Consider the following 17,412-nt stretch of genomic DNA (forward strand, 5'->3'; position numbering starts at 1 on the left):
TGGGGGTTCGCCGACGATTCTACCGTGCGCGGCCGACAGCAGGTTCCGGGGCGGCGACCGCGGCCGCATAGGCGATCGCGCGCTCCTCGAGCTCGTCGCGGAGCCGGCGGAACAGCGCCGCGGACGCGTCCCCCGGCCAGTCCGGATCGAGCGCGGAGCCGGGGAGGCCGGGGTCGCGGTACGGGATGACGCGCCACTCGTCGAGCGCGCGCATCCACAGGGCGAAAGCCTGCGCGTCGTCGGCGGGCGGCCGCGCGTCGCCGAAGCGCGAGAGGAACGACTCGTGCGCGCGACGGATGGACGGGAGGTCGTACCAGCGGGCGAGGCCCGCGGCCAGATCGCCGCGTGGGGACGCGTCGGCGAACAGCACGACCTCCGCCTCGGCGGCGATCTCCCGGGCGGCCGCGGCCAGCTCGTCCTCGAGGGATGCGGGCGCGATCCAGAGGCCGTCGGCGACCGAACCGCAGCCGAGCGCGCTGAGCCGGCGGCGGAGACGATCACGGCTGCCGCGGCTGCGCTCGGGGAAGGAGAAGGAGAGCAGACACCACGCCGTCGCCTCCGAGCGCTCGCCGAAGATGCGCGCGTCCCCGCTCTCGAGCATCGGGATGGCGGCCTCATCGAGCGCATAGCCCGCGACGCCGTCGCGCGGCTCCCGGCGCAGGACGCCGCGCGTGCACAGCCGCGCGAGACTGGAGCGGGCGGTCGCGGGAGGCACGTCCAGCGCATCCATCAGCCGCACCGCGCCCGCGGCGCTCATCCACCCGCCGGCCGGTCGCAGCACGTTGCCGACCACGGTCCGGAGCAGCGCGGTGGCGCTGCCGCTGCTCGCCTCGAGGTCGTCGCGTCTGGCGGCGGCTTCAGTCATGCGTCAGTTCGCCGAGGGCGTCGCGCACCGCGGCCATCCCGACGCAGAGCTCCTCGAAGCCGGTGCTCAGCGGCGACAGGCCGATGCGCAGCCCGTCCGGGTCGCGGTAGTCGGGGATGACGTCACGCTGCCAGAGCAGGGCCGTGACGTCGCGCATCGCCGGGTGGCTGAGGGTGATGTGGCCGCCGCGCCGTTCCGCATCCCGCGGGCTGGCGAGTGCCACCCCGAGCGGTGTCAGCCATTCCTCGGCAAGCGCGATCGCAAACTCCGTCAACGCGACGGACTTCGCCCGCACGGCGTCGATGCCGGCCTCACCGATCATGGCGATCGTGTCGCGCATGGCCAGCATGCCGACGATCGGCGGCGTGCCGCTGAGGAAGCGGCGGACGCCCTCGGCCGGCTGGTACTCCGGACCCATCAGGAAGACGTCGCGCACGCCCATCCACCCCTGGATGGGCTGGGTCAGCCGCGGGATCAGGCGCGCGTTCACGTAGCCGAACGCGGGCGAACCGGGTCCGCCGTTCAGGTACTTGTAGGTGCAGCCGACCGCGAGGTCGACGTCCGCGGCGTCGAGCTCGACCGGGACGGAGCCGGCGGAGTGGCAGAGGTCCCAGAGCACGAGCGCGCCCGCGTCGTGCACGATCCGGGTGATGGCGGGGAGGTCGGCCAGGAAGCCCGACCGGTAGGCGACGTGGCTCAGCACGACGAGGGCCGTCCGGGGGCCGACCGCCGCGGCCACCTGTTCGGGCGTGACGCCGGCCTCGGTGTCGGCCTCGATCCACACCAGGCTGAGGCCGCGCTCGCGGGCGATCCCGTCCAGGAGGTAGCGGTCGGTCGGGAAGTTGTCGGTGTCGAGCACGATCTCGCTGCGCTCGGGCAGCGCATCCACCGCCGCCCGGGCGAGCTTGTAGAGCAGCACGGTGGTCGAGTCGCCGATGAACGTCTGGCCGGGCGCGGCGCCGAGGGCGACCCGGCCGAGGTCGTCCCCGATGACGAACGGGAGGTCCATCCACTCCTCGTCCCAGCCGCGGATCAGGCGGTCGCCCCAGCCGTCGAGGAGGAAGCGGTGGATGCGCTCCACGCTTGCGCGCGTCGGGCGGCCCAGCGAGTTGCCGTCGAAGTACGCGGTGACCTGCGCGCTGCCGTCGTCGATGCCGGCGAATCGGTCGCGGAACGCGGCGAGCGGGTCCGCGGCGTCGAGGGCCCGGGCGGCGGTCAGCGGGTCGGGCGACAGGGTGGACGGAAGGGCGGTGTCGAAGTCGGTCATGCGTGGTCCTCGGTGGAGCGGGTGGCGTGGGAATCCGTGTCGTGGGGATTCGTGTCGTGGGCGGATGCGGCGAGCCGGGCGACGGCGAGCCCGCGGGCATCGGCGAGCCAATCGGGGAGGGCGTCGGTGAGATCCTCGGGAGGCGGCGACGGCACGAGGGCGACGCGCGGGCCGATCGTCGGCGCTGTGCCTTCGGGCGTGGGCCGGCCGCCGGCGATGGAGCGCAGCACCGCCTCGGCGGGGACGCCGGCGTCCAGCATGCCGCGCAGCTCGCGGGCGTTCACGCCGACCGGGAGCGGGCCGTTGCCGAGGTCGGTCCCGTAGAGCACGGTGCCGCCCGCGCGGGCGAAGCGGCCGAGGTTGTCGGAGGCGATGCGGTGGTGCTCGGTGGGGTCGCCCCAGCCGTGGATGTCGAGCGTGCTGACCCAGCTCATGCCGCGGCGGACGCACTCGGCGATCAGGGCGTCGTCGAGGCGCTCGGTGAACGGCGTGTGCGCCAGCTGGTCGGCTCCCGCGGCCACGGCTCGCGCGGTCTGCCCCGCGCCCTCCACGTGGACGGTCACCGGAACGCCCTGCGCGTGGGATTCGCTCACAATTCCGCGCAGGATGCGGTCGTCCACAGTTTCGCCCGCGACCGTGTTGAGGGTCACCTTGATGCGGGAGGCTCCCAGCATGACATTCGCACGAACCGCCAGCCGAGCCTCCCGTTCGCCGCCGACCTCCGTCGAGGAGCCCGGCGGTCCCCACCCGGCGTTGACCGGGTAACCGCCCACGCAGGTGAGCAGGGAGCCCACGATGGCGACCGCCGGCCGCGTCAGGTCGTCGGTGAGCCACCCGGCTGCAACGGCGGGGATCCAGCCCAGGTCGATCGCGTGCGTGATGCCACCGGAGAGCAGGGCGTGCTGGTCGGTGAGCCCGAGGTGCGTGTGGTGATCGGTGAGGCGGGGGAACAGTGTCCCGGCGATGCGGTGGTGACGGGTGCGCGCGTGCGCGGGGACGTCCGTCACCGGGTGGAGGCGCTCGCCGTCGCTGCGGAAGGTGGTCTCGCCGAGGAATCGGCGGCCGTTCCAGACGGCGTCGACCGTGAGGTACAGGTCGCCGGCGGCCGCCCCTGACCGGTCGGGTAGGTCGGGCACGTGGGTCACGCGGGTGCTCCGATCTCGGTGCGGACGGCGTAGAGCTCGGGGAAGAAGGTGAGGTCGAGCGCCTTCTGCAGGAACCCGGCGCCGCTGGAACCTCCCGTGCCGGCCTTCATACCGATGGTGCGCTGCACCGTCTTCAGGTGGCGGAAGCGCCAGAGCTGGAAGTTGTCCTCCAGGTCGACGAACTCCTCGCAGGCCTCGTACTCGCGCCAGTGGTCCGTGGCGTGCTCGTAGATGTCGCGGAACACGGTCACCAGCTCGGGAGTGAACACGTGGGCCTGCGTCACGTCGCGGCCGAGCAGCGCCTCGGGGACGGCGAAGCCGGCACGAGCGAGGTAACGGAGGAACTCGTCGTAGATGCTCGGCGCCTCCAGCAGCGCGGACAGCAATGCGTGCGCGGCGGGGTCGCTCTCGAAGACGCTCAGCATGCGGCGGTTCTTGTTGCCCAGCACGAACTCCACGGCGCGGTACTGGTACGACTGGAAGCCGGACGAGTTGCCGAGGAAGCCACGGAACTCGGCGTACTCGGTCGGCGTGAGCGTCGCCAGCACCGACCACTGCTCGGTCAGCGTGCGCTGGATGTGCTTCACTCGGGCGATCCGCTTGAGGGCGGGGGAGAGGTCGTCGGCCCGCAGCAGGTCGCGGGCGGACTCCAGCTCGTGCAGCACGAGCTTGAGCCACAGTTCGGTGGTCTGGTGCTGGATGATGAACAGCAGCTCGTCGTGGTGCGCCGGCCGGCTCACCGGGCGCTGCGCGCTCAGGAGGGTGTCGAGGTCCAGGTACGACCCGTACGACATCCGTTCCCGGAAGTCGGTGACGATGTCGGGATCGAACTCTCGGGTGTTGTCGCCGTCGGCCATGCTGCAATTCTGCGCCGGTCGTCGGATAAGTGCAACAGTGGATGGGATCGCGCGGCAGTGCCGTCCGTCCTCCCGCCGTTCACCCTGCCGTTACCCGGCGTTGCGTGGCTCGTCGCACCCCGCTCCTAGCCTGGCGGGACGCCGACGTGGAACGACGCGCGTGCGCGGCGTGGCCACCGTGTCCGCCGCGTCGTCCACCGCACAGGGAGGCACCGGATGGGCAGGCACTACGATCTCGCGGTGGTCGGCGCCGGCATCGTCGGCCTCGGTCACGCCGTCGCGGCCCTCCGCCGCGGGCTCACGGTCGCCGTCGTCGAGCGGGCGTCCACGGTCAACGGAGCGTCGCTCCGGAACTCTGGTCACCTCTGCGTCACCGGTCAGGACGGCGAGGCCCGCGCCTACGCCGAACTCGCCCGCGAGCTCTGGCTGACCCTCGCCCCGGAGGCCGGCTTCTGGCTGCGCGAGTCCGGCACGGTCGTGGTCGCGCGGAACGCCGACGAGCTGGCGGTGCTGGAGGAGTTCCGCGAGCGCCGTGGCGGCCACGACGTGCGACTCCTCGGACCGGCGCAGGTGCGCGAGAGCGCACCGCTGGCCGACGGTGTGGCGATCGGGGGAGCGTTCCTCCCGTCCGACCTGCAGGTCGATCCGCGCGAGGCCGCCCCGGCGATCGCCCGCTGGCTCGACGCGCACGGGGTCGACCTCTTCTGGCACACGACAGCGCTCGCCGTCGAGCCGGGCACCGTCCACACGAGCCGCGGCCGGGTCGCCGCCGACGCGGTCGTCGTCGCCGTTGACGCGGATGTCGACCAGCTGTTCCCCGGCATGGCGGATGCGCACGGCATCCAGCGCCGCGGCCTCGACATGCTGCTTGTGGATGCGGCACTCGACGCTCCGCTCTCCGCGCCCCTCCTGACAGGCTGGTCGCTCGTCCAGCAGACCGCGTTCTCGCGCACCCCGGGCGCCGGCGCCCTGCGTGACCGCCTGGTGGCGGAGCAGCCGGCCCTGGCGGCCCTGGGCGCGGAGGTTTCCTTCGTCCAGCGCCCGGACGGCTCGCTCCTCATCGGATCGACGGCTCGCCAGGGCGAAGACGCCTCGCCCTTCCAGCCGGAGGCGGCCTTCGAGGCACTCCTCGACCAGACGCGCGACCTGTTCGGCGCCGTGCCGCTGCGGGTCCGCGAACGCTGGCAGGGCGTGCACGCGGCGGCGCCCGACGACTTCCTCGTCGCGGCGCCGGCCCCGGATGTGCGGGTCGTCTCCGTCACGGCGGCCATCGGGATGACGACGGGGCTCGGTCTCGCCGACCGCGTCGTCGACGAGCTGTTCTCGGACGCGCCCGGCTCCCTCCTCCCCGCCGGCGCCACGCGCGCCCGTTAGTCCCGACCGCGACGAAAGGCACCACCATGACCCCCGACGGACGCATCACCAGCGAGTTCGACGACGTGACGATCGACGACGCCGCAGCCTCGCGCCACGCGGACGCGACCGGCGCGGACGACGAGGAGTGGGACGAGTTCGACGACGGGCCCGACGAGTTCCCCGAGGGCGACGACCGCGACGAGGACGACCTCGCCGACCTCGAGCTGGTGGTGCTCGGCCTGACCGGCACCACGCTGCTCGACGACGGCGCCGGAGCGCCGCGCGCGCTCCCCGGGGCGGAGGACCTCATCCACAGGCTGCGGGCCACCGGTGTGAAGGTCGCGATCGTGAGCGGCTCCCCGCGTCCGGCCGTCGACCTCCTCCTGGACGCCGTGGGCTGGACCGGGACCGCCGATGCGGTGCTCACTCCGGAGGACTCCGGCCGGGCGCAGCCCTTCCCCGACCTCCCGCTGACCGCGCTGCTGCGCACCGGCGCCTCCAGCGTCGAGGGGATGGTCGTGGTCGACGACACGGCGGACGGCATCGCCGCGGGGATCGCCGCCGGCGCAGGGCTCGTCGTCGGTGTGCTGACAGGTGCGGACGGCGAGGACGAGCTCCTCGAGGCCGGCGCGGACGCGGTGCTGCCGAGCGTCGCCGACCTGCCCGAGCTGCTCGGCTACGAGCACACGGATGCCGACCGCTCCGCCGGCGACGCAGCCGACCGTCGAGCCGAGGGGGCCGGCGCCCGGTGACGATCAAAGCGGTCACCCCGCGCGTCGTCGCACCGCCGGCACGCCTGGGGATGGGGGTGAGCGTGTACCCGTCGGCCACCGCGATGGTGTGGCCGGGTGAGGGGCACACGCACGAGGCGGTCGCCGTCCCCGGTGTCCGGCTCGCCCCGGGCGACGTGCTCGCCCAGGTGGAGCTCGCGACGGTGTGCGGCTCCGACATCCACACGGTCCTCGGTCACCGGCAGGCGCCCGCGCCGCTCGTGCTCGGGCACGAGCAGGTCGGCCGCGTCATCGCGCTCGGCCGCGGCGGCGCCAAGACGACCGACGGCCATCGGGTGGAGCTGGGGGAGCGCGTCGTCTGGTCGGTGGCCGTCCCGTGCGGGCGCTGCGCGCGCTGCCGCCGCGGCCTGCCGCAGAGGTGCTCGAACCTGCAGAAGTACGGCCACGAGCGGATGCGCAGGGGCTGGGAGCTGTCGGGCGGGTTCGCGACGCACGCGCACATCCTGGACGGCACGCCGCTGGTGCGGGTGCCGGAGGACATCCCTGCCGTGGTGCTCGCGCCGGCCTCCTGCGCGACGGCGACGGTCGCCGCCGCCGTGGAGGCCGCCGGGGCGATCGTGCCGCTCGACGGCGCACTCGTGCTCATCGCCGGGGCCGGGATGATGGGACTCACCGCCGCCGCGATGGCCACGGATGCGGGCGCGCGGGTCGTGGTGAGCGACCCCATCCCGCAACGCCGGGAGGCGGCGCTCGCGTTCGGCGCGGTGGGCGTGGCCGACCCCAGCCCGGGCGCGGACCACGCCACCTCACTGCCGACAGTGCTGGCGAAGGCTGGCGGCCGCGGCGCGGCTCCGGTCGCCGCCCTGGAGCTCTCCGGGAACCCGGCGGCCGTGCGGACCCTGCTCGACGGCCTGGATATCGGCGGAGTCCTCGTCCTGGTCGGTTCCGTCTCGCCCGGGCCGGACCTCGCGGTCGCCCCCGAGCAGCTCGTGCGCCGCCTGCTCACGATCCGCGGCGTCCACAACTACGCACCGCGGCACCTGGAGCAGGCCGTGCGGTTCCTCGCCTCCGCCTGGCAGCGGTACCCGTTCGCCGAGCAGGTGGGTGAGACGTTCCCGCTCGCCGAGGTGGATCGGGCGCTCGCGTCCGCCGCGTACCCCCGCGTGGCGGTGCGGCCGTAGCCTGGGTGGATGCTCGACCGCTTCTTCGACCTGATCCGGGAGGTCCCGGCCCCGGACGACGCCGAGCTGCTGTTCGGCTTCGACGAGCTCGGCCGGCTCCGCGAACGCAACCTGCGCCGCTACCTGGAGACGCCGCACGCGCCCATCCTGCTGCTCGGCGAGGCTCCCGGCTGGCGCGGGATGACCGTCACCGGCGTGCCCTTCACCTCGGTGCGCGAGGTGGAGGCCGGCGTGCTGCCGGGGCTCGAGCTGCCGGCTCAGCCGCAGGCGCCCTGGGAGGCGTCGAGCCGCGTCTTCTGGGAGACGATGAGTGCCTGGCGCGGTCCGCTGCCGCTCTCCTGGCCGGTGTACCCGCACCATCCGTTCGTCGCGGGACGGCCGCTCACCAATCGGACCCCGCGCTCGTCCGAGGTGCGCGCCGGCGCCCCGGTGGCCGAGGAGCTGATCCGCGCGCTCGGCATCGAGACCATCGTCGCCGTAGGGCGCAAGGCGCAGGGTGCGCTCGCCGAGGCGGGGATCGAAGCACCCGCGGTGCGGCACCCCGCGCAGGGCGGCGCCCGCATGTTCACGGAGCAGTTGCTCGCCCTCAACCGGGCGATGCTCGACGGCTGACGACCGGTCGCAGCGCAGGTCGCCACGCCCGGCTAGAGCGCCTGAGCGTCCCGGTGCTCCGCCGTCTTGTCGAGGTACACGGCGGCGTTCCGGCGGATGCCGTCCAGCTCGTCGTCGGTGAGCTCGCGCCGCACCTTCGCGGGGACGCCCGCCACGAGCGACCGCGGCGGGATGACCGCGCCCTGCGTGACGACGGCCCCGGCGGCGATGAGCGAGCCGCTGCCGACGGTCGCTCCGTTCATCACGGTCGCGCTCATCCCGACCAGGACGTCGTCCTCGATCGTGCACCCGTGCAGCACGGCGTTGTGCCCGACCGAGACCCGCTCGCCGACGGTCAGCGGGAAGCCGGGGTCGACGTGCGCGGAGACATTGTCCTGCAGGTTGGAGTCGCGGCCGATGCGGATCGGCGCGTTGTCCGCCCGCACCACCGCTCCGTACCAGACGCTCGCCCCGGGCTCGAGGGTGACCGCCCCGACCAGGGTCGCTCCGGGCGCCACCCAGGCGTCGGCGTCCACCTGCGGAGCCCGGTCGCCGGGCAGCGCGTAGAGCATCCGGTCAGTCCCGCTCTTCGTCCGCTTCGAGCGCCTCGTCCGCGTCGACGAAGGTGTCGTCGGTCTCGGTCGCCCGGATCGCCGCCTCGGCCTCCTCGGACTCCAGCGCTTCTGCCTCGCGTTCGCGTCGGTGTTTCGTCATCGCGCACCTCCACGAGGCAGCGTAGCGGCAGGATGCGGAGATCGGTTGACCTGCGTTGGTCGGAGCGGTATATTCCTTCTGGAATAATCAAACCGGAACACTCATGGCTGAATCACGCATCCTCACCCCTCTCGCGGTCGCCGCCCTCGCGCTGCTGGCCGAAGGTCCGTCGCATCCGTACGAGATGTACCAGACCCTCATGCTCCGCTCCGAGGACCGCCTGGTGAAGGTGCGGCCCGGCTCGCTCTACCACACGGTCGACCGCCTGGCGCGGCACGGCCTGGTGCGGGTGACCGGCACCGAGCGCGAAGGCAACCGGCCCGAGCGCACTACCTACGCGATCACCGAGGAGGGCACGCTCGCCCTGGGCGAGCGCATCGCCGAGATCATCGGCACCCCCGTGAATGAGTACCCGGAGTTCCCCCTTGCGCTGGGGGAGGCCCACAACCTGCCGGTCGAGACCGTCGTCGCGCTGCTCCGCAAGCGCATCGGACTCATCCGGGCCGACATCGCCGCCTACGACGAGGGGATCCGAACGATTCGGGCCAAGTCCGTCCCGGCGATGTACTGGGTGGATGTGCGCTATCAGCGCGCGATGGCGGAGGCCGATGTGGCCACGCTCGAAGCCCTCATCGACGACCTCGAGTCGGGAGCGATCTCCTGGGTCGAGGAGAAGCACTGAGCGACACCGCTCTCAACAGGAAGAACGTGACATGGAACGCGTACTGAAGCCGTGGCCTGCCCTCTGGGCGCTGGTCATCGGGTTCTTCATGATCCTGATCGACACCACCATCGTGTCGGTCGCCAACCCGTCGATCATGAAGGGTCTCGACCTCGGGACCGACTACAACGCCGTCATCTGGGTGACGAGCGCCTACCTGCTCGCCTATGCCGTGCCCCTGCTCATCACCGGTCGTCTCGGCGACCGCTTCGGGCCGAAGAACATCTACCTGATCGGTCTCGTGGTCTTCACGGGCGCCTCCGCCTGGTGCGGCTTCGCCGGGCACATCGGCATCCTGATCGCGGCCCGCGTCGTGCAGGGCCTCGGTGCGGCGCTCATGACGCCGCAGACGATGGCGGTCATCACGCGGATCTTCCCGCCGGACCGCCGTGGTGCGGCCATGGGTCTCTGGGGCGCGGTCGCCGGTGTGGCGACGCTGGTCGGCCCGCTGCTCGGCGGCATCCTCGTCGACACCCTCGGCTGGGAGTGGATCTTCTTCATCAACGTGCCGGTCGGCATCGTCGCGTTCATCCTCGCGGTACGGCTCGTGCCCAAGCTGCCGACGCACACCCACAGCTTCGACATCCTCGGCGTGGTCCTCTCGGCTGTCGGCATGTTCCTGCTGGTGTTCGGCATCCAGGAGGGCGGCACCTACGACTGGGGCGTCATCTGGGGCCCGATCTCGGTCTGGGGTCTGATCATCTCGGGAATCGTGGTGCTCGCCGCGTTCATCGTCTGGCAGGCCGTCAACAAGAAGGAGCCGCTGCTCCCGCTGCCGCTGTTCCGCGACCGCAACTTCTCGCTCGCGAACGGCGCCATCACGACCGTCGGCTTCGCGGTGACCTGCATGGCGCTGCCGCTCGTGTTCTACTTCCAGACCGTCCGGGGACTGACCCCGACCGAGTCGGCGCTGATGCTCGCCCCCACGGCCGTGCTGTCCGGTGTGCTGGCCCCGTTCGTCGGCCGCCTGATCGACCGGGTGAACCCGCGCAACATCACCACGCCTGCGCTGGTGCTGTTCTCCTTCTCGCTGTTCCTGTACTCGCGGATGCTGTCGCCGGACGTCAACATCTGGCTGCTGCTCATCCCAAGCTCGCTGCTGGGCATCGCGATGTCGGGCGTGTGGGGTCCGATCTCCACCACGGCGACGCGCAACCTGCCGATGAACCAGGCGGGCGCCGGCTCCGGCGTCTTCAACACGACGCGCCAGATCGGCGCGGTGCTCGGAAGCGCCTCGATCGCCGCCCTGATCGAGAGCCGGCTCGCCGTCGACCTGCCCAAGGCGCCGGGCGGAGCGGCCAACGCCGGCGCGGCGACCTCGGGCACCGAGCTGCCGCAGTTCCTGCACGCCGGCTTCACGCAGGCGATGTCGGAGGCGCTGCTGCTCCCCGCGGCGGTCGCCTTCCTCGGCGCGCTGATCGTGATCTGGTGGGAGCGGCCGAAGCCGCGCGCCTGGGGCGCCGGGGCGCCGGCGGGTGCGGGTGCCGCGGGTGCGGGCGGGGCTGGTGCCGCTGGTGCGGGTGCCGCTGGTGCTGGTGCTGGTGCGGGTGCAGGTGCGGCCGAGCCGGCCGGGGTCGGCGCGGTGCAGTCCGGCGCTGCGAGCACGGCCGACGAGGCGATCGCGCCGACGCATGGTGCGCACGCGGCACCGGTCCCCGTGGATGCGACGCCGCGCGGCTCGCACGCCGCCCCCGTCCCGCCCGCGACGGACGTCGCCCCCGGCGAGGAACCGCCTCACGGCGTCCACGCCGCGCCGGTCACCGACTGACGCCCGTCTCGCGCACGATGAGCGCCGTACCCATAGGGGTGCGGCGCTCTGCGCATCCCGGCCCTGCGTGGCGCCACCGGCACCCACGATTTGTGCCAAATGTAGGGAATGCGCCCCACGATTTGTGCCAAATCTTGCAACGTCCCGCGCGACCATTCGTGCCGAATGCGGCGCAAGGGCGCCGCGAAGGGACTATTCGTGCCGAATGTTGCGAGAGCGTGCGCTGACTATTCGTGCCGAATGTTGCGAAAGGCCGCCGCGGGGCGACGATTCGTGCCGAATGATGCGGAAGCGCGCTGCGACGATTCGTGCCGAATGTCGCAGAGAGCGGCGGCAGCGGAGGCGGCGCACCGCACCGCGCCGCGCGACCTACGGCTTCAGCCCCACCGCGGGCAGCAGCACCCCGTCGATCAGCGACAGCAGGAACTCGCGGTCGACCGGCTTCTGCAGGATGAGGACGCGGTACGCCGTCATCGAGGGCACGATCAGGGCGAGCGTGTCCACGTCCGTGTCCGCCGGGATCTCGCCGCGCTCGATCGCGCGGCGCATGAAGAGCCGGTTGAGGGACGCGCGCGGCTCCACGATCGCGGCGGTGACGGCGTCGACCAGCTGCGGGTCGCGGGCCAGCATCGACGTGATGCCGGCCATCACCTGGAGCTTCTTCTCGCCGTCCTGGATGGCGTGCGGGCGGATCATCGCGACGAGGTCCCCGCGCAGGGTGCCGGTGTCGGGCAGGTGCTCGAGGTCGATGTCGTTCTTCTTCATGCACGCGATCGCGTCGACGACGAGGTCGCCCTTGGACGCCCAGCGCCGGTAGACCGTCGCCTTGCCGGCCTTCGCCCGGGCGGCGACCATATCGATCGTCATCCCGTCGTAGCCGGTCTCGGCGAGCACCTCGAGCGCGGCGTCGAGGATGTCGGCGTCGCGCGTGTGGTCTCGCCGGCGGCCCAGGCGGGGGGCTGCGCCGTCGGTGTCGAGCTGCGTCATTGCGGCTCCTTCAGGTCTGGTCGATGCATCCAGACCATTGTAAGGTTAATTTTAGAACTCGGGAGATCCGAAACTCGCCAGTTTCGTATATGCTGACGCTCATGTCGCAGACTTCCTCCGTCACCGCGGTCTCACCCGAACCGTCCGGAACCGCGGTTCCGCACTCCCGGCGCTGGTGGACACTCGTCACCGTCGCCCTCGCCCAGCTCATGGTGGTGCTCGATTCCACCGTCGTGAACATCGCCCTCCCGTCCGCTCAGCAGGACCTCGGCTTCTCGAACGCCGACCGCCAGTGGATCGTCACCGCTTACTCGCTCGCCTTCGGCAGCCTCCTGCTGTTCGGCGGCCGCATCTCCGACCTCATCGGCCGCAAGCGCGCCTTCATCATGGGCCTCATCGGGTTCGCCGGCGCGTCGGCGCTGGGCGGCGCGGCGGGGACGTTCGGGATGCTCGTCGGCGCCCGCGCGCTGCAGGGCGCGTTCGGCGCGCTGCTGGCCCCCACCGCGCTGGCCGTGCTGACCACCACCTTCACCATCCCGAAGGAACGCGCCCGCGCCTTCGGCATCTTCGGTGCGATCGCGGGGGCGGGCGGCGCCGTCGGCCTGCTGCTCGGCGGGGTGCTCACGCAGCAGTTCAACTGGCGCTGGAACCTCTACATCAACGTTCCGATCGCCGTCATCGCGATCATCGGCGCCGCGCTGTTCGTCACCTCGGTGAAGCGCACCGGCCCGCGTCCGAGGCTCGACGTCCCGGGGACGCTGCTCGTCTCCGCCGCGCTCTTCTCGCTCGTCTACGGCTTCTCGAACGCCGAGACCGACGGCTGGGACTCGCCGCTCACCTGGGGCTTCCTCGGCGCCGCCGTCCTGCTCCTCGTGGTGTTCGTGCTCTGGCAGCGGCGCGCCGCGCATCCCCTGCTCCCGCTGCACATCGTGCTGGACCGCAACCGGGGCGCGTCGTACAGCTCCATCCTGATCGCCGGTTCCGGGATGTTCGGCATCTTCCTCTTCGTGACCTACTACCTGCAGACCACGCTGAAGTTCACGCCCATCCAGACCGGACTCGCGTTCCTGCCGATGATCGTGATGCTGGTGATCGCCGCCCAGTTCTCCACGAACGTCTTCGTCCCGCGGTTCGGGCCGAAGGTCATGGTGCCGATCGGCATGGTCATCGCAGGCTCCGGGATGGTGTACCTCACGCACCTCGGCGTCACCGCGAACTACGCCACCGACATCCTCCCGCCGCTGATGATCCTCGGCGCCGGGATGGGCTCGATCATGCCCGCCGCGATCCAGACCGCCACGCTCGGCGTCGACCGCCACTTCGCGGGCGTCGCCTCCGCGCTCGTGAACACCAGCCAGCAGGTCGGCGGCTCGATCGGCACCGCGCTGCTGAACACGCTGGCCGCGACCGCGGCGACGGACTACCTGGCCTCGCACCTGCCGCCGACTCCCGCGGTGATCCAGGATGCTGCCGTGCACAGCTACGCGACCGCGTACTGGTGGGGCGCCGCGTTCTTCGCCTTCGGCGCCGTGCTGTCGGCGCTGCTCTACCGTCGCCGCTCGCAGGGGCTGTCCCTGGCCACGAGCCGGACGCCGGCCCTGGGCGAGGCACCGGTCGGCGACGCGCCGCTGCCCGCGGCGCACTGACTCAGGCCGGGAGCGTCTCCGCCGCGGCTCCGGCTGCCGGCGCGGGCGCTCCCGGCTCCGCGACGACCCGCACGGCGTTCGCCCACGGGTCGTCGAACGTGACCGACCGCCCGTCGTCGCGGGCGGGGACGCCGTAGTGCCGCATCCGCTCGCTCAGCTGCCCGAGGTCGTCGGCCGACGGCACACGGATCTCGACCTCGCCGAGGCCCAGCGCGAGCCGGCGGGGACCGGCGCCGCGGCTGTTCCACGTGTTCATCGCCATGTGGTGGTGGTAGCCGCCGGCGCTCACGAACAGCGCGCTGCCACCGAGGCTCGCCGTGGTCTCGAAGCCGAGCCGGTCGACGTAGAACGCGCGCGCCGACTCCACGTCGCCGACCGACAGGTGGACGTGCCCGACCGTGGCGTCGCCGAACGGATCGATCCCGTCGGCGTCGGCCAGCGCGACGCCGCGCTCGGTGAGGTGCTCGGTCAGGAACCGGTTCGGGTCGAGGTAGAGCGTCGCCATCTCCACCTGGCCGTGGGTCCAGCTCCACAGGCTGCGGTCGCGGTCCCAGTACAGCTCGACGCCGTTCCCCTCCGGGTCGGTGAAGTAGAACGCGGTGCTCACGAGGTGGTCGGCGCTGCCGGTGAAGGTTCCCGGCGCACGGCGGGCGACCGAGTAGACGGCCGCGGCGAGCGCCTCCTGGGTGTCGAAGACGATCGCGGTGTGGAACAGCCCCGCCTCGCCGGGCGACGCGTGACGCAGCTCGGGTGCGTGCTCCAGGATGACCGCCGGTGTGGCGCCGCGACCGAGGATGACGCGGTCGCCCTCCGCCGCGAGCACGGTCAGCGTGACGGCGTCCCGGTAGTAGCGGGTCATGGCGTCGAGGTCGGCGACGCGGAGGGTCACGGCCCCCATGGCGGAGTCGGCGGGCAGCAGTTCGGGCATGGACCCTTCAACGCCCGGTGGATGCGGGAAATTTCACGTCTCGATCGCACCGCCGTTCTCGGCGAGGTAGCGACGCAGCGTCAGCGCCGGGTCGGCGGCCTGCTCGCGGCGGTAGCGGGCGAAGTCGAGCTGGTCGCGCAGGGACGAGCCGCCGCGCATCCGCTCGGCCTGGGCGCCCTCCACCGACTGGATGCGCGCCGCCTCCGCGAACAGCGCCTCGCGGTCTGCGGCCGCCAGCACCAGGACGCCGTCGTCGTCCGCGACGATCCAGTGCTCCGGGGTGACCGTCACCCCGTCGAGGAAGGCCGACCGCATCGCGGTTCCGGCCGGAGGCACCCGCCTCGGACCGAAAGGATGCGCGCCGCGGCTGAACACCGGCAGCCCGATCTCGCGCAGCTGTGCCGTGTCGCGGTGCCGGCCCCAGATGACCGCGCCGGCGAGGCCGGCGGTCGCCGCCTCCAGCAGCATCAGGTCGCCGACGCAGGCTTCGTCGTCACGACCGCCGTTGTCGACGACGAACACGGCCCCGGGAGGCGCGTCGTCGATGGTCTCGAGCAGCACATCCACGCTGCCGAGATGGGTGACGGGGGCGGCCGGTCCGGCGAACGGGCGCCCAGGGAACAGGGCGACGAGGCTGACGGGTGCCGTACCGACGGGGACGCCGAGGCGAACGGCGGCATCGGCGACGGCGGCCGTCGCGGGGAGGGTGAGCTGGTCCATGACGGGACGCTATACCGCCCGGCATGCCCGCGGAGGAATGGCCCCGCTCGCCGCCGTGCCGCGGCTACTCCCCGGTCAGCCGCTCCAGCAGCTCCCGGTACCGCGCCGCGGTGCGGTCGACCACGTCCTGCGGAAGCGCCGGCGGCTCGCCCGTCTTGTCCCAGTTCGCGGCGAGCCAGTCGCGCACGATCTGCTTGTCGAAGCTCGCCATCCGCTCCTCCGGCGTGGTCCCGGCCGCGTACGCGGCCGCATCCCAGTACCGGCTGGAGTCGCTGGTCAGCACCTCGTCCGCGAGCGTGATCTCGCCGGTCGCACGGTCGGCGCCGAACTCGAACTTGGTGTCGGCGATGATGACGCCGCGCGCCTCCGCGATCGCGGCTCCCCGCTCGTAGACGTGCAGGGACCGTCGCCGCAGCTCCTCGGCCACGTCGGCTCCGACGAGTTCGACGGTGCGCTCGAAGCTGATGTTCTCGTCGTGCTGACCGAGCGGGGCCTTCCAGGCCGGGGTGTAGATCGGCTCGGGCAGGCGGTCGCCGTTCCGCAGTCCGTCGGGCAGGGGGATGCCGCACACGCTCCGGCTCTGCTGGTACTCCGCCCATCCACTGCCGGTGAGGTAGCCGCGCACGACGCACTCGACCGGGAACATGTCGAGCGGCTTCACGAGCATCGAGCGGCCCGACACGGCGGCGGGGATCCGCTCGACCACGCGCTCGCCGACGAGGGTGTGGTCGGGCACGAGGTGGTTCGGGACGTCGTCCAGCTGGTCGAACCACCACAGGCTCAGGGTGGTGAGCAGCTCGCCCTTGTCCGGGATGCCCGGCTGAAGCACGTGGTCGAACGCGCTCACCCGGTCGCTCGCGACGACCAGCACACTGTCGGTGTCGGCGAGTCCCTCGGCGCCCTCGGGCACGTAGAGGTCGCGCACCTTGCCCGAGTAGACGTGGACCCATCCCGGAATCTCGCTCACCCGTCCATCGTAGGGGCGGGCGGCGAGACCGGGATGCGCGTCAGGCCAGCAGCTTCGCCTTCGCCGACGCGAACTCCTCGTCGGTGAGCACGCCCTGCGTGTGCAGGGTCGCCAGCTGCTGCAGCTTCGTCATCATGTCGTCTTCGGCGGGAGCCGCCGCCGGCGCCGGCTGCTGCGCCGCCTGCTGCGCTGCCGCCTGCTGCGCCATCTGCTGCATCTGCATCTGCTGTTGCTGCTGCTCGTACTGCTGCTGGTCGTACTGGCTCTGCGCCTTCTCCTGCTGGTGGCGCTGCACGCTTCCGGAGACCGCGGTCGCCGTACCGGCGACCACCGCCGTGCGCGCCGCCATCCCGATCAGTCCCGGGCGTCCCATCCGTCGCAGTGGCATGGTGTCCTCCTCAGCTCTCCGTGGTCTCGAGTTCTTCGTACGCCTCGGCCGCCACCGCGTTCAGCACGGGTGCGGGGATGCGCTCGCTGTGCAGCACGACGCCGCCGGACTCGAAGAAGCGGCTCGCCAGCTCCTTCGCCCAGAGGTGCTCGATCACGAGGATCGCGCCGGTCGTCCCGGGTTCGAGCAGCTCGGCGATCTGCTGCACGTCCTCGTCGCCGGCCAGGCCGCTGCCTTCAAGCGTGATGTCGGTCATCCCGATCTCGTCGCCGATCTCCTCCAGCTCGATGATGTCGATGCTCCCGTCGTCGTGACGTTCGACGAAGACGAGGTCGAGCAGGCGGACCGTACCGCTCGCGACCAGGTCGAGGATCGCCTGAACGACGCCCGCCGACGGGCGGTCCGTATCGAACGCGGCCACCATGAATTCCGCCGGACCGTACTCGAAGTCGGCCATGTCTGCCCCTTTCCCAAGCGGCCCTCGTCGTTTTTCACGGGCACCATACTGCGCGCCTCACCGGCCTGGCTACGCACCATTTCGCTGCCGGCGGCGGAGGTTGATGTGTCCGGTCACATCCGT

General features: G+C 72.1%; 19 protein-coding genes. 7 read left to right on the plus strand and 12 right to left on the minus strand.

Features of this window, described 5'->3' with window-relative positions; genetic code table 11:
* Positions 1–19 precede the first annotated feature (19 nt).
* From ACTJI1_RS00290 to kynA, 4 genes are read right to left on the minus strand one after another with little or no spacing between them, the layout of a single operon-like run.
* Positions 20–865, minus strand: coding sequence for a PaaX family transcriptional regulator (locus ACTJI1_RS00290; RefSeq protein WP_440741082.1), 846 nt, complete (start codon positions 863–865; stop codon positions 20–22).
* Positions 858–2,132: a kynureninase gene (locus tag ACTJI1_RS00295; protein WP_440741083.1), complete on the minus strand. Its 1,275-nt coding sequence runs from the start codon at positions 2,130–2,132 to the stop codon at positions 858–860. The genes ACTJI1_RS00290 and ACTJI1_RS00295 overlap by 8 nt, the downstream gene beginning before the upstream one ends.
* Positions 2,129–3,277 carry a hypothetical protein gene (locus tag ACTJI1_RS00300; RefSeq protein WP_440741084.1) on the minus strand — a complete coding sequence of 383 codons (1,149 nt, stop codon included), beginning with the start codon at positions 3,275–3,277 and terminating at the stop codon, positions 2,129–2,131. Before ACTJI1_RS00300 ends, ACTJI1_RS00295 begins: the two co-directional genes overlap by 4 nt.
* Complete coding sequence (gene kynA / locus ACTJI1_RS00305) at positions 3,274–4,134, minus strand: tryptophan 2,3-dioxygenase (protein WP_440741085.1); 861 nt, start codon at positions 4,132–4,134, stop codon at positions 3,274–3,276. Before kynA ends, ACTJI1_RS00300 begins: the two co-directional genes overlap by 4 nt.
* 216 nt (positions 4,135–4,350) lie before the next feature.
* Here kynA and ACTJI1_RS00310 point away from each other — a divergent pair, with 216 nt between their 5' ends.
* From ACTJI1_RS00310 to ACTJI1_RS00325, 4 genes are read left to right on the plus strand one after another with little or no spacing between them, the layout of a single operon-like run.
* Positions 4,351–5,508, plus strand: a complete 1,158-nt coding sequence (locus tag ACTJI1_RS00310) for a TIGR03364 family FAD-dependent oxidoreductase (RefSeq protein WP_440741086.1) — start codon at positions 4,351–4,353, stop codon at positions 5,506–5,508.
* 26 nt (positions 5,509–5,534) lie between these two features.
* Entirely contained in the window at positions 5,535–6,242 is a 708-nt protein-coding gene (locus ACTJI1_RS00315; protein WP_440741087.1) for an HAD family hydrolase, read from the plus strand.
* The gene (locus tag ACTJI1_RS00320; RefSeq protein WP_440741088.1) at positions 6,239–7,402 is read left to right on the plus strand and encodes an alcohol dehydrogenase catalytic domain-containing protein; all 1,164 of its coding nucleotides are present in this window, start codon (positions 6,239–6,241) and stop codon (positions 7,400–7,402) included. The genes ACTJI1_RS00315 and ACTJI1_RS00320 overlap by 4 nt, the downstream gene beginning before the upstream one ends.
* 9 nt (positions 7,403–7,411) lie before the next feature.
* The gene (locus ACTJI1_RS00325; protein ID WP_440741089.1) at positions 7,412–8,014 is read left to right on the plus strand and encodes a uracil-DNA glycosylase family protein; all 603 of its coding nucleotides are present in this window, start codon (positions 7,412–7,414) and stop codon (positions 8,012–8,014) included.
* Positions 8,015–8,046: 32 nt separating this feature from the next.
* Here the strand turns inward: ACTJI1_RS00325 and ACTJI1_RS00330 are convergent, their stop codons facing one another.
* Together ACTJI1_RS00330 and ACTJI1_RS00335 are read right to left on the minus strand one after the other, a co-directional pair.
* The gene (locus ACTJI1_RS00330; protein WP_310131720.1) at positions 8,047–8,565 is read right to left on the minus strand and encodes a gamma carbonic anhydrase family protein; all 519 of its coding nucleotides are present in this window, start codon (positions 8,563–8,565) and stop codon (positions 8,047–8,049) included.
* A gap of 4 nt (positions 8,566–8,569) precedes the next feature.
* Positions 8,570–8,707 carry a hypothetical protein gene (locus ACTJI1_RS00335; RefSeq protein WP_310131719.1) on the minus strand — a complete coding sequence of 46 codons (138 nt, stop codon included), beginning with the start codon at positions 8,705–8,707 and terminating at the stop codon, positions 8,570–8,572.
* Positions 8,708–8,810: 103 nt separating this feature from the next.
* Between ACTJI1_RS00335 and ACTJI1_RS00340 the strand changes: the two genes are divergently transcribed.
* Together ACTJI1_RS00340 and ACTJI1_RS00345 are read left to right on the plus strand one after the other, a co-directional pair.
* Positions 8,811–9,389: a PadR family transcriptional regulator gene (locus ACTJI1_RS00340; RefSeq protein ID WP_440741090.1), complete on the plus strand. Its 579-nt coding sequence runs from the start codon at positions 8,811–8,813 to the stop codon at positions 9,387–9,389.
* Between the two features lie 31 nt (positions 9,390–9,420).
* Complete coding sequence (locus ACTJI1_RS00345; RefSeq protein ID WP_440741091.1) at positions 9,421–11,196, plus strand: DHA2 family efflux MFS transporter permease subunit; 1,776 nt, start codon at positions 9,421–9,423, stop codon at positions 11,194–11,196.
* A 369-nt stretch (positions 11,197–11,565) separates the two neighbouring features.
* On the opposite strand, the gene ACTJI1_RS00350 is transcribed toward ACTJI1_RS00345, so the two are convergent.
* Positions 11,566–12,183 (minus strand): TetR/AcrR family transcriptional regulator, encoded by a 618-nt coding sequence (locus ACTJI1_RS00350; protein ID WP_310131710.1) that lies wholly within the window; start codon positions 12,181–12,183, stop codon positions 11,566–11,568.
* A 101-nt stretch (positions 12,184–12,284) separates the two neighbouring features.
* Here ACTJI1_RS00350 and ACTJI1_RS00355 point away from each other — a divergent pair, with 101 nt between their 5' ends.
* Positions 12,285–13,829, plus strand: coding sequence for an MFS transporter (locus tag ACTJI1_RS00355; RefSeq protein ID WP_440741092.1), 1,545 nt, complete (start codon positions 12,285–12,287; stop codon positions 13,827–13,829).
* Between the two features lies 1 nt (position 13,830).
* Here the strand turns inward: ACTJI1_RS00355 and ACTJI1_RS00360 are convergent, their stop codons facing one another.
* The 5 genes from ACTJI1_RS00360 to ACTJI1_RS00380 all read right to left on the minus strand — a co-directional run bounded on the left by ACTJI1_RS00360 (position 13,831) and on the right by ACTJI1_RS00380 (position 17,289).
* Positions 13,831–14,757 carry a VOC family protein gene (locus ACTJI1_RS00360; protein WP_440741093.1) on the minus strand — a complete coding sequence of 309 codons (927 nt, stop codon included), beginning with the start codon at positions 14,755–14,757 and terminating at the stop codon, positions 13,831–13,833.
* 33 nt (positions 14,758–14,790) lie between these two features.
* The gene (locus ACTJI1_RS00365) at positions 14,791–15,477 is read right to left on the minus strand and encodes an RraA family protein (RefSeq protein WP_440741094.1); all 687 of its coding nucleotides are present in this window, start codon (positions 15,475–15,477) and stop codon (positions 14,791–14,793) included.
* Positions 15,478–15,541: 64 nt separating this feature from the next.
* Positions 15,542–16,444, minus strand: coding sequence for a phosphoribosylaminoimidazolesuccinocarboxamide synthase (locus ACTJI1_RS00370; protein ID WP_440741095.1), 903 nt, complete (start codon positions 16,442–16,444; stop codon positions 15,542–15,544).
* A gap of 40 nt (positions 16,445–16,484) precedes the next feature.
* Entirely contained in the window at positions 16,485–16,832 is a 348-nt protein-coding gene (locus ACTJI1_RS00375; protein ID WP_440741096.1) for an SHOCT domain-containing protein, read from the minus strand.
* A gap of 10 nt (positions 16,833–16,842) precedes the next feature.
* Positions 16,843–17,289 carry a DUF6325 family protein gene (locus ACTJI1_RS00380; RefSeq protein ID WP_310131692.1) on the minus strand — a complete coding sequence of 149 codons (447 nt, stop codon included), beginning with the start codon at positions 17,287–17,289 and terminating at the stop codon, positions 16,843–16,845.
* Between the last annotated feature and the right edge of the window lie 123 nt (positions 17,290–17,412).

Source organism: Leifsonia sp. 22587 (assembly GCF_052044215.1).
In the GTDB taxonomy this organism is placed as follows: Bacteria; Actinomycetota; Actinomycetes; order Actinomycetales; family Microbacteriaceae; genus Leifsonia; species Leifsonia shinshuensis_C.

What these genes read in the sequence shown, in the direction of transcription:
- ACTJI1_RS00290 (WP_440741082.1), bottom strand. Translation starts at nt 865, where the DNA reads ATGACTGAAGCCGCCGCCAGACGCGACGACCTCGAGGCGAGCAGCGGC.
- ACTJI1_RS00295 (WP_440741083.1), bottom strand. Translation starts at nt 2,132, where the DNA reads ATGACCGACTTCGACACCGCCCTTCCGTCCACCCTGTCGCCCGACCCG.
- kynA (WP_440741085.1), bottom strand. Translation starts at nt 4,134, where the DNA reads ATGGCCGACGGCGACAACACCCGAGAGTTCGATCCCGACATCGTCACC.
- ACTJI1_RS00310 (WP_440741086.1), top strand. Translation starts at nt 4,351, where the DNA reads ATGGGCAGGCACTACGATCTCGCGGTGGTCGGCGCCGGCATCGTCGGC.
- ACTJI1_RS00315 (WP_440741087.1), top strand. Translation starts at nt 5,535, where the DNA reads ATGACCCCCGACGGACGCATCACCAGCGAGTTCGACGACGTGACGATC.
- ACTJI1_RS00325 (WP_440741089.1), top strand. Translation starts at nt 7,412, where the DNA reads ATGCTCGACCGCTTCTTCGACCTGATCCGGGAGGTCCCGGCCCCGGAC.
- ACTJI1_RS00330 (WP_310131720.1), bottom strand. Translation starts at nt 8,565, where the DNA reads ATGCTCTACGCGCTGCCCGGCGACCGGGCTCCGCAGGTGGACGCCGAC.
- ACTJI1_RS00335 (WP_310131719.1), bottom strand. Translation starts at nt 8,707, where the DNA reads ATGACGAAACACCGACGCGAACGCGAGGCAGAAGCGCTGGAGTCCGAG.
- ACTJI1_RS00340 (WP_440741090.1), top strand. Translation starts at nt 8,811, where the DNA reads ATGGCTGAATCACGCATCCTCACCCCTCTCGCGGTCGCCGCCCTCGCG.
- ACTJI1_RS00345 (WP_440741091.1), top strand. Translation starts at nt 9,421, where the DNA reads ATGGAACGCGTACTGAAGCCGTGGCCTGCCCTCTGGGCGCTGGTCATC.
- ACTJI1_RS00350 (WP_310131710.1), bottom strand. Translation starts at nt 12,183, where the DNA reads ATGACGCAGCTCGACACCGACGGCGCAGCCCCCCGCCTGGGCCGCCGG.
- ACTJI1_RS00355 (WP_440741092.1), top strand. Translation starts at nt 12,285, where the DNA reads ATGTCGCAGACTTCCTCCGTCACCGCGGTCTCACCCGAACCGTCCGGA.
- ACTJI1_RS00360 (WP_440741093.1), bottom strand. Translation starts at nt 14,757, where the DNA reads ATGCCCGAACTGCTGCCCGCCGACTCCGCCATGGGGGCCGTGACCCTC.
- ACTJI1_RS00365 (WP_440741094.1), bottom strand. Translation starts at nt 15,477, where the DNA reads ATGGACCAGCTCACCCTCCCCGCGACGGCCGCCGTCGCCGATGCCGCC.
- ACTJI1_RS00375 (WP_440741096.1), bottom strand. Translation starts at nt 16,832, where the DNA reads ATGCCACTGCGACGGATGGGACGCCCGGGACTGATCGGGATGGCGGCG.
- ACTJI1_RS00380 (WP_310131692.1), bottom strand. Translation starts at nt 17,289, where the DNA reads ATGGCCGACTTCGAGTACGGTCCGGCGGAATTCATGGTGGCCGCGTTC.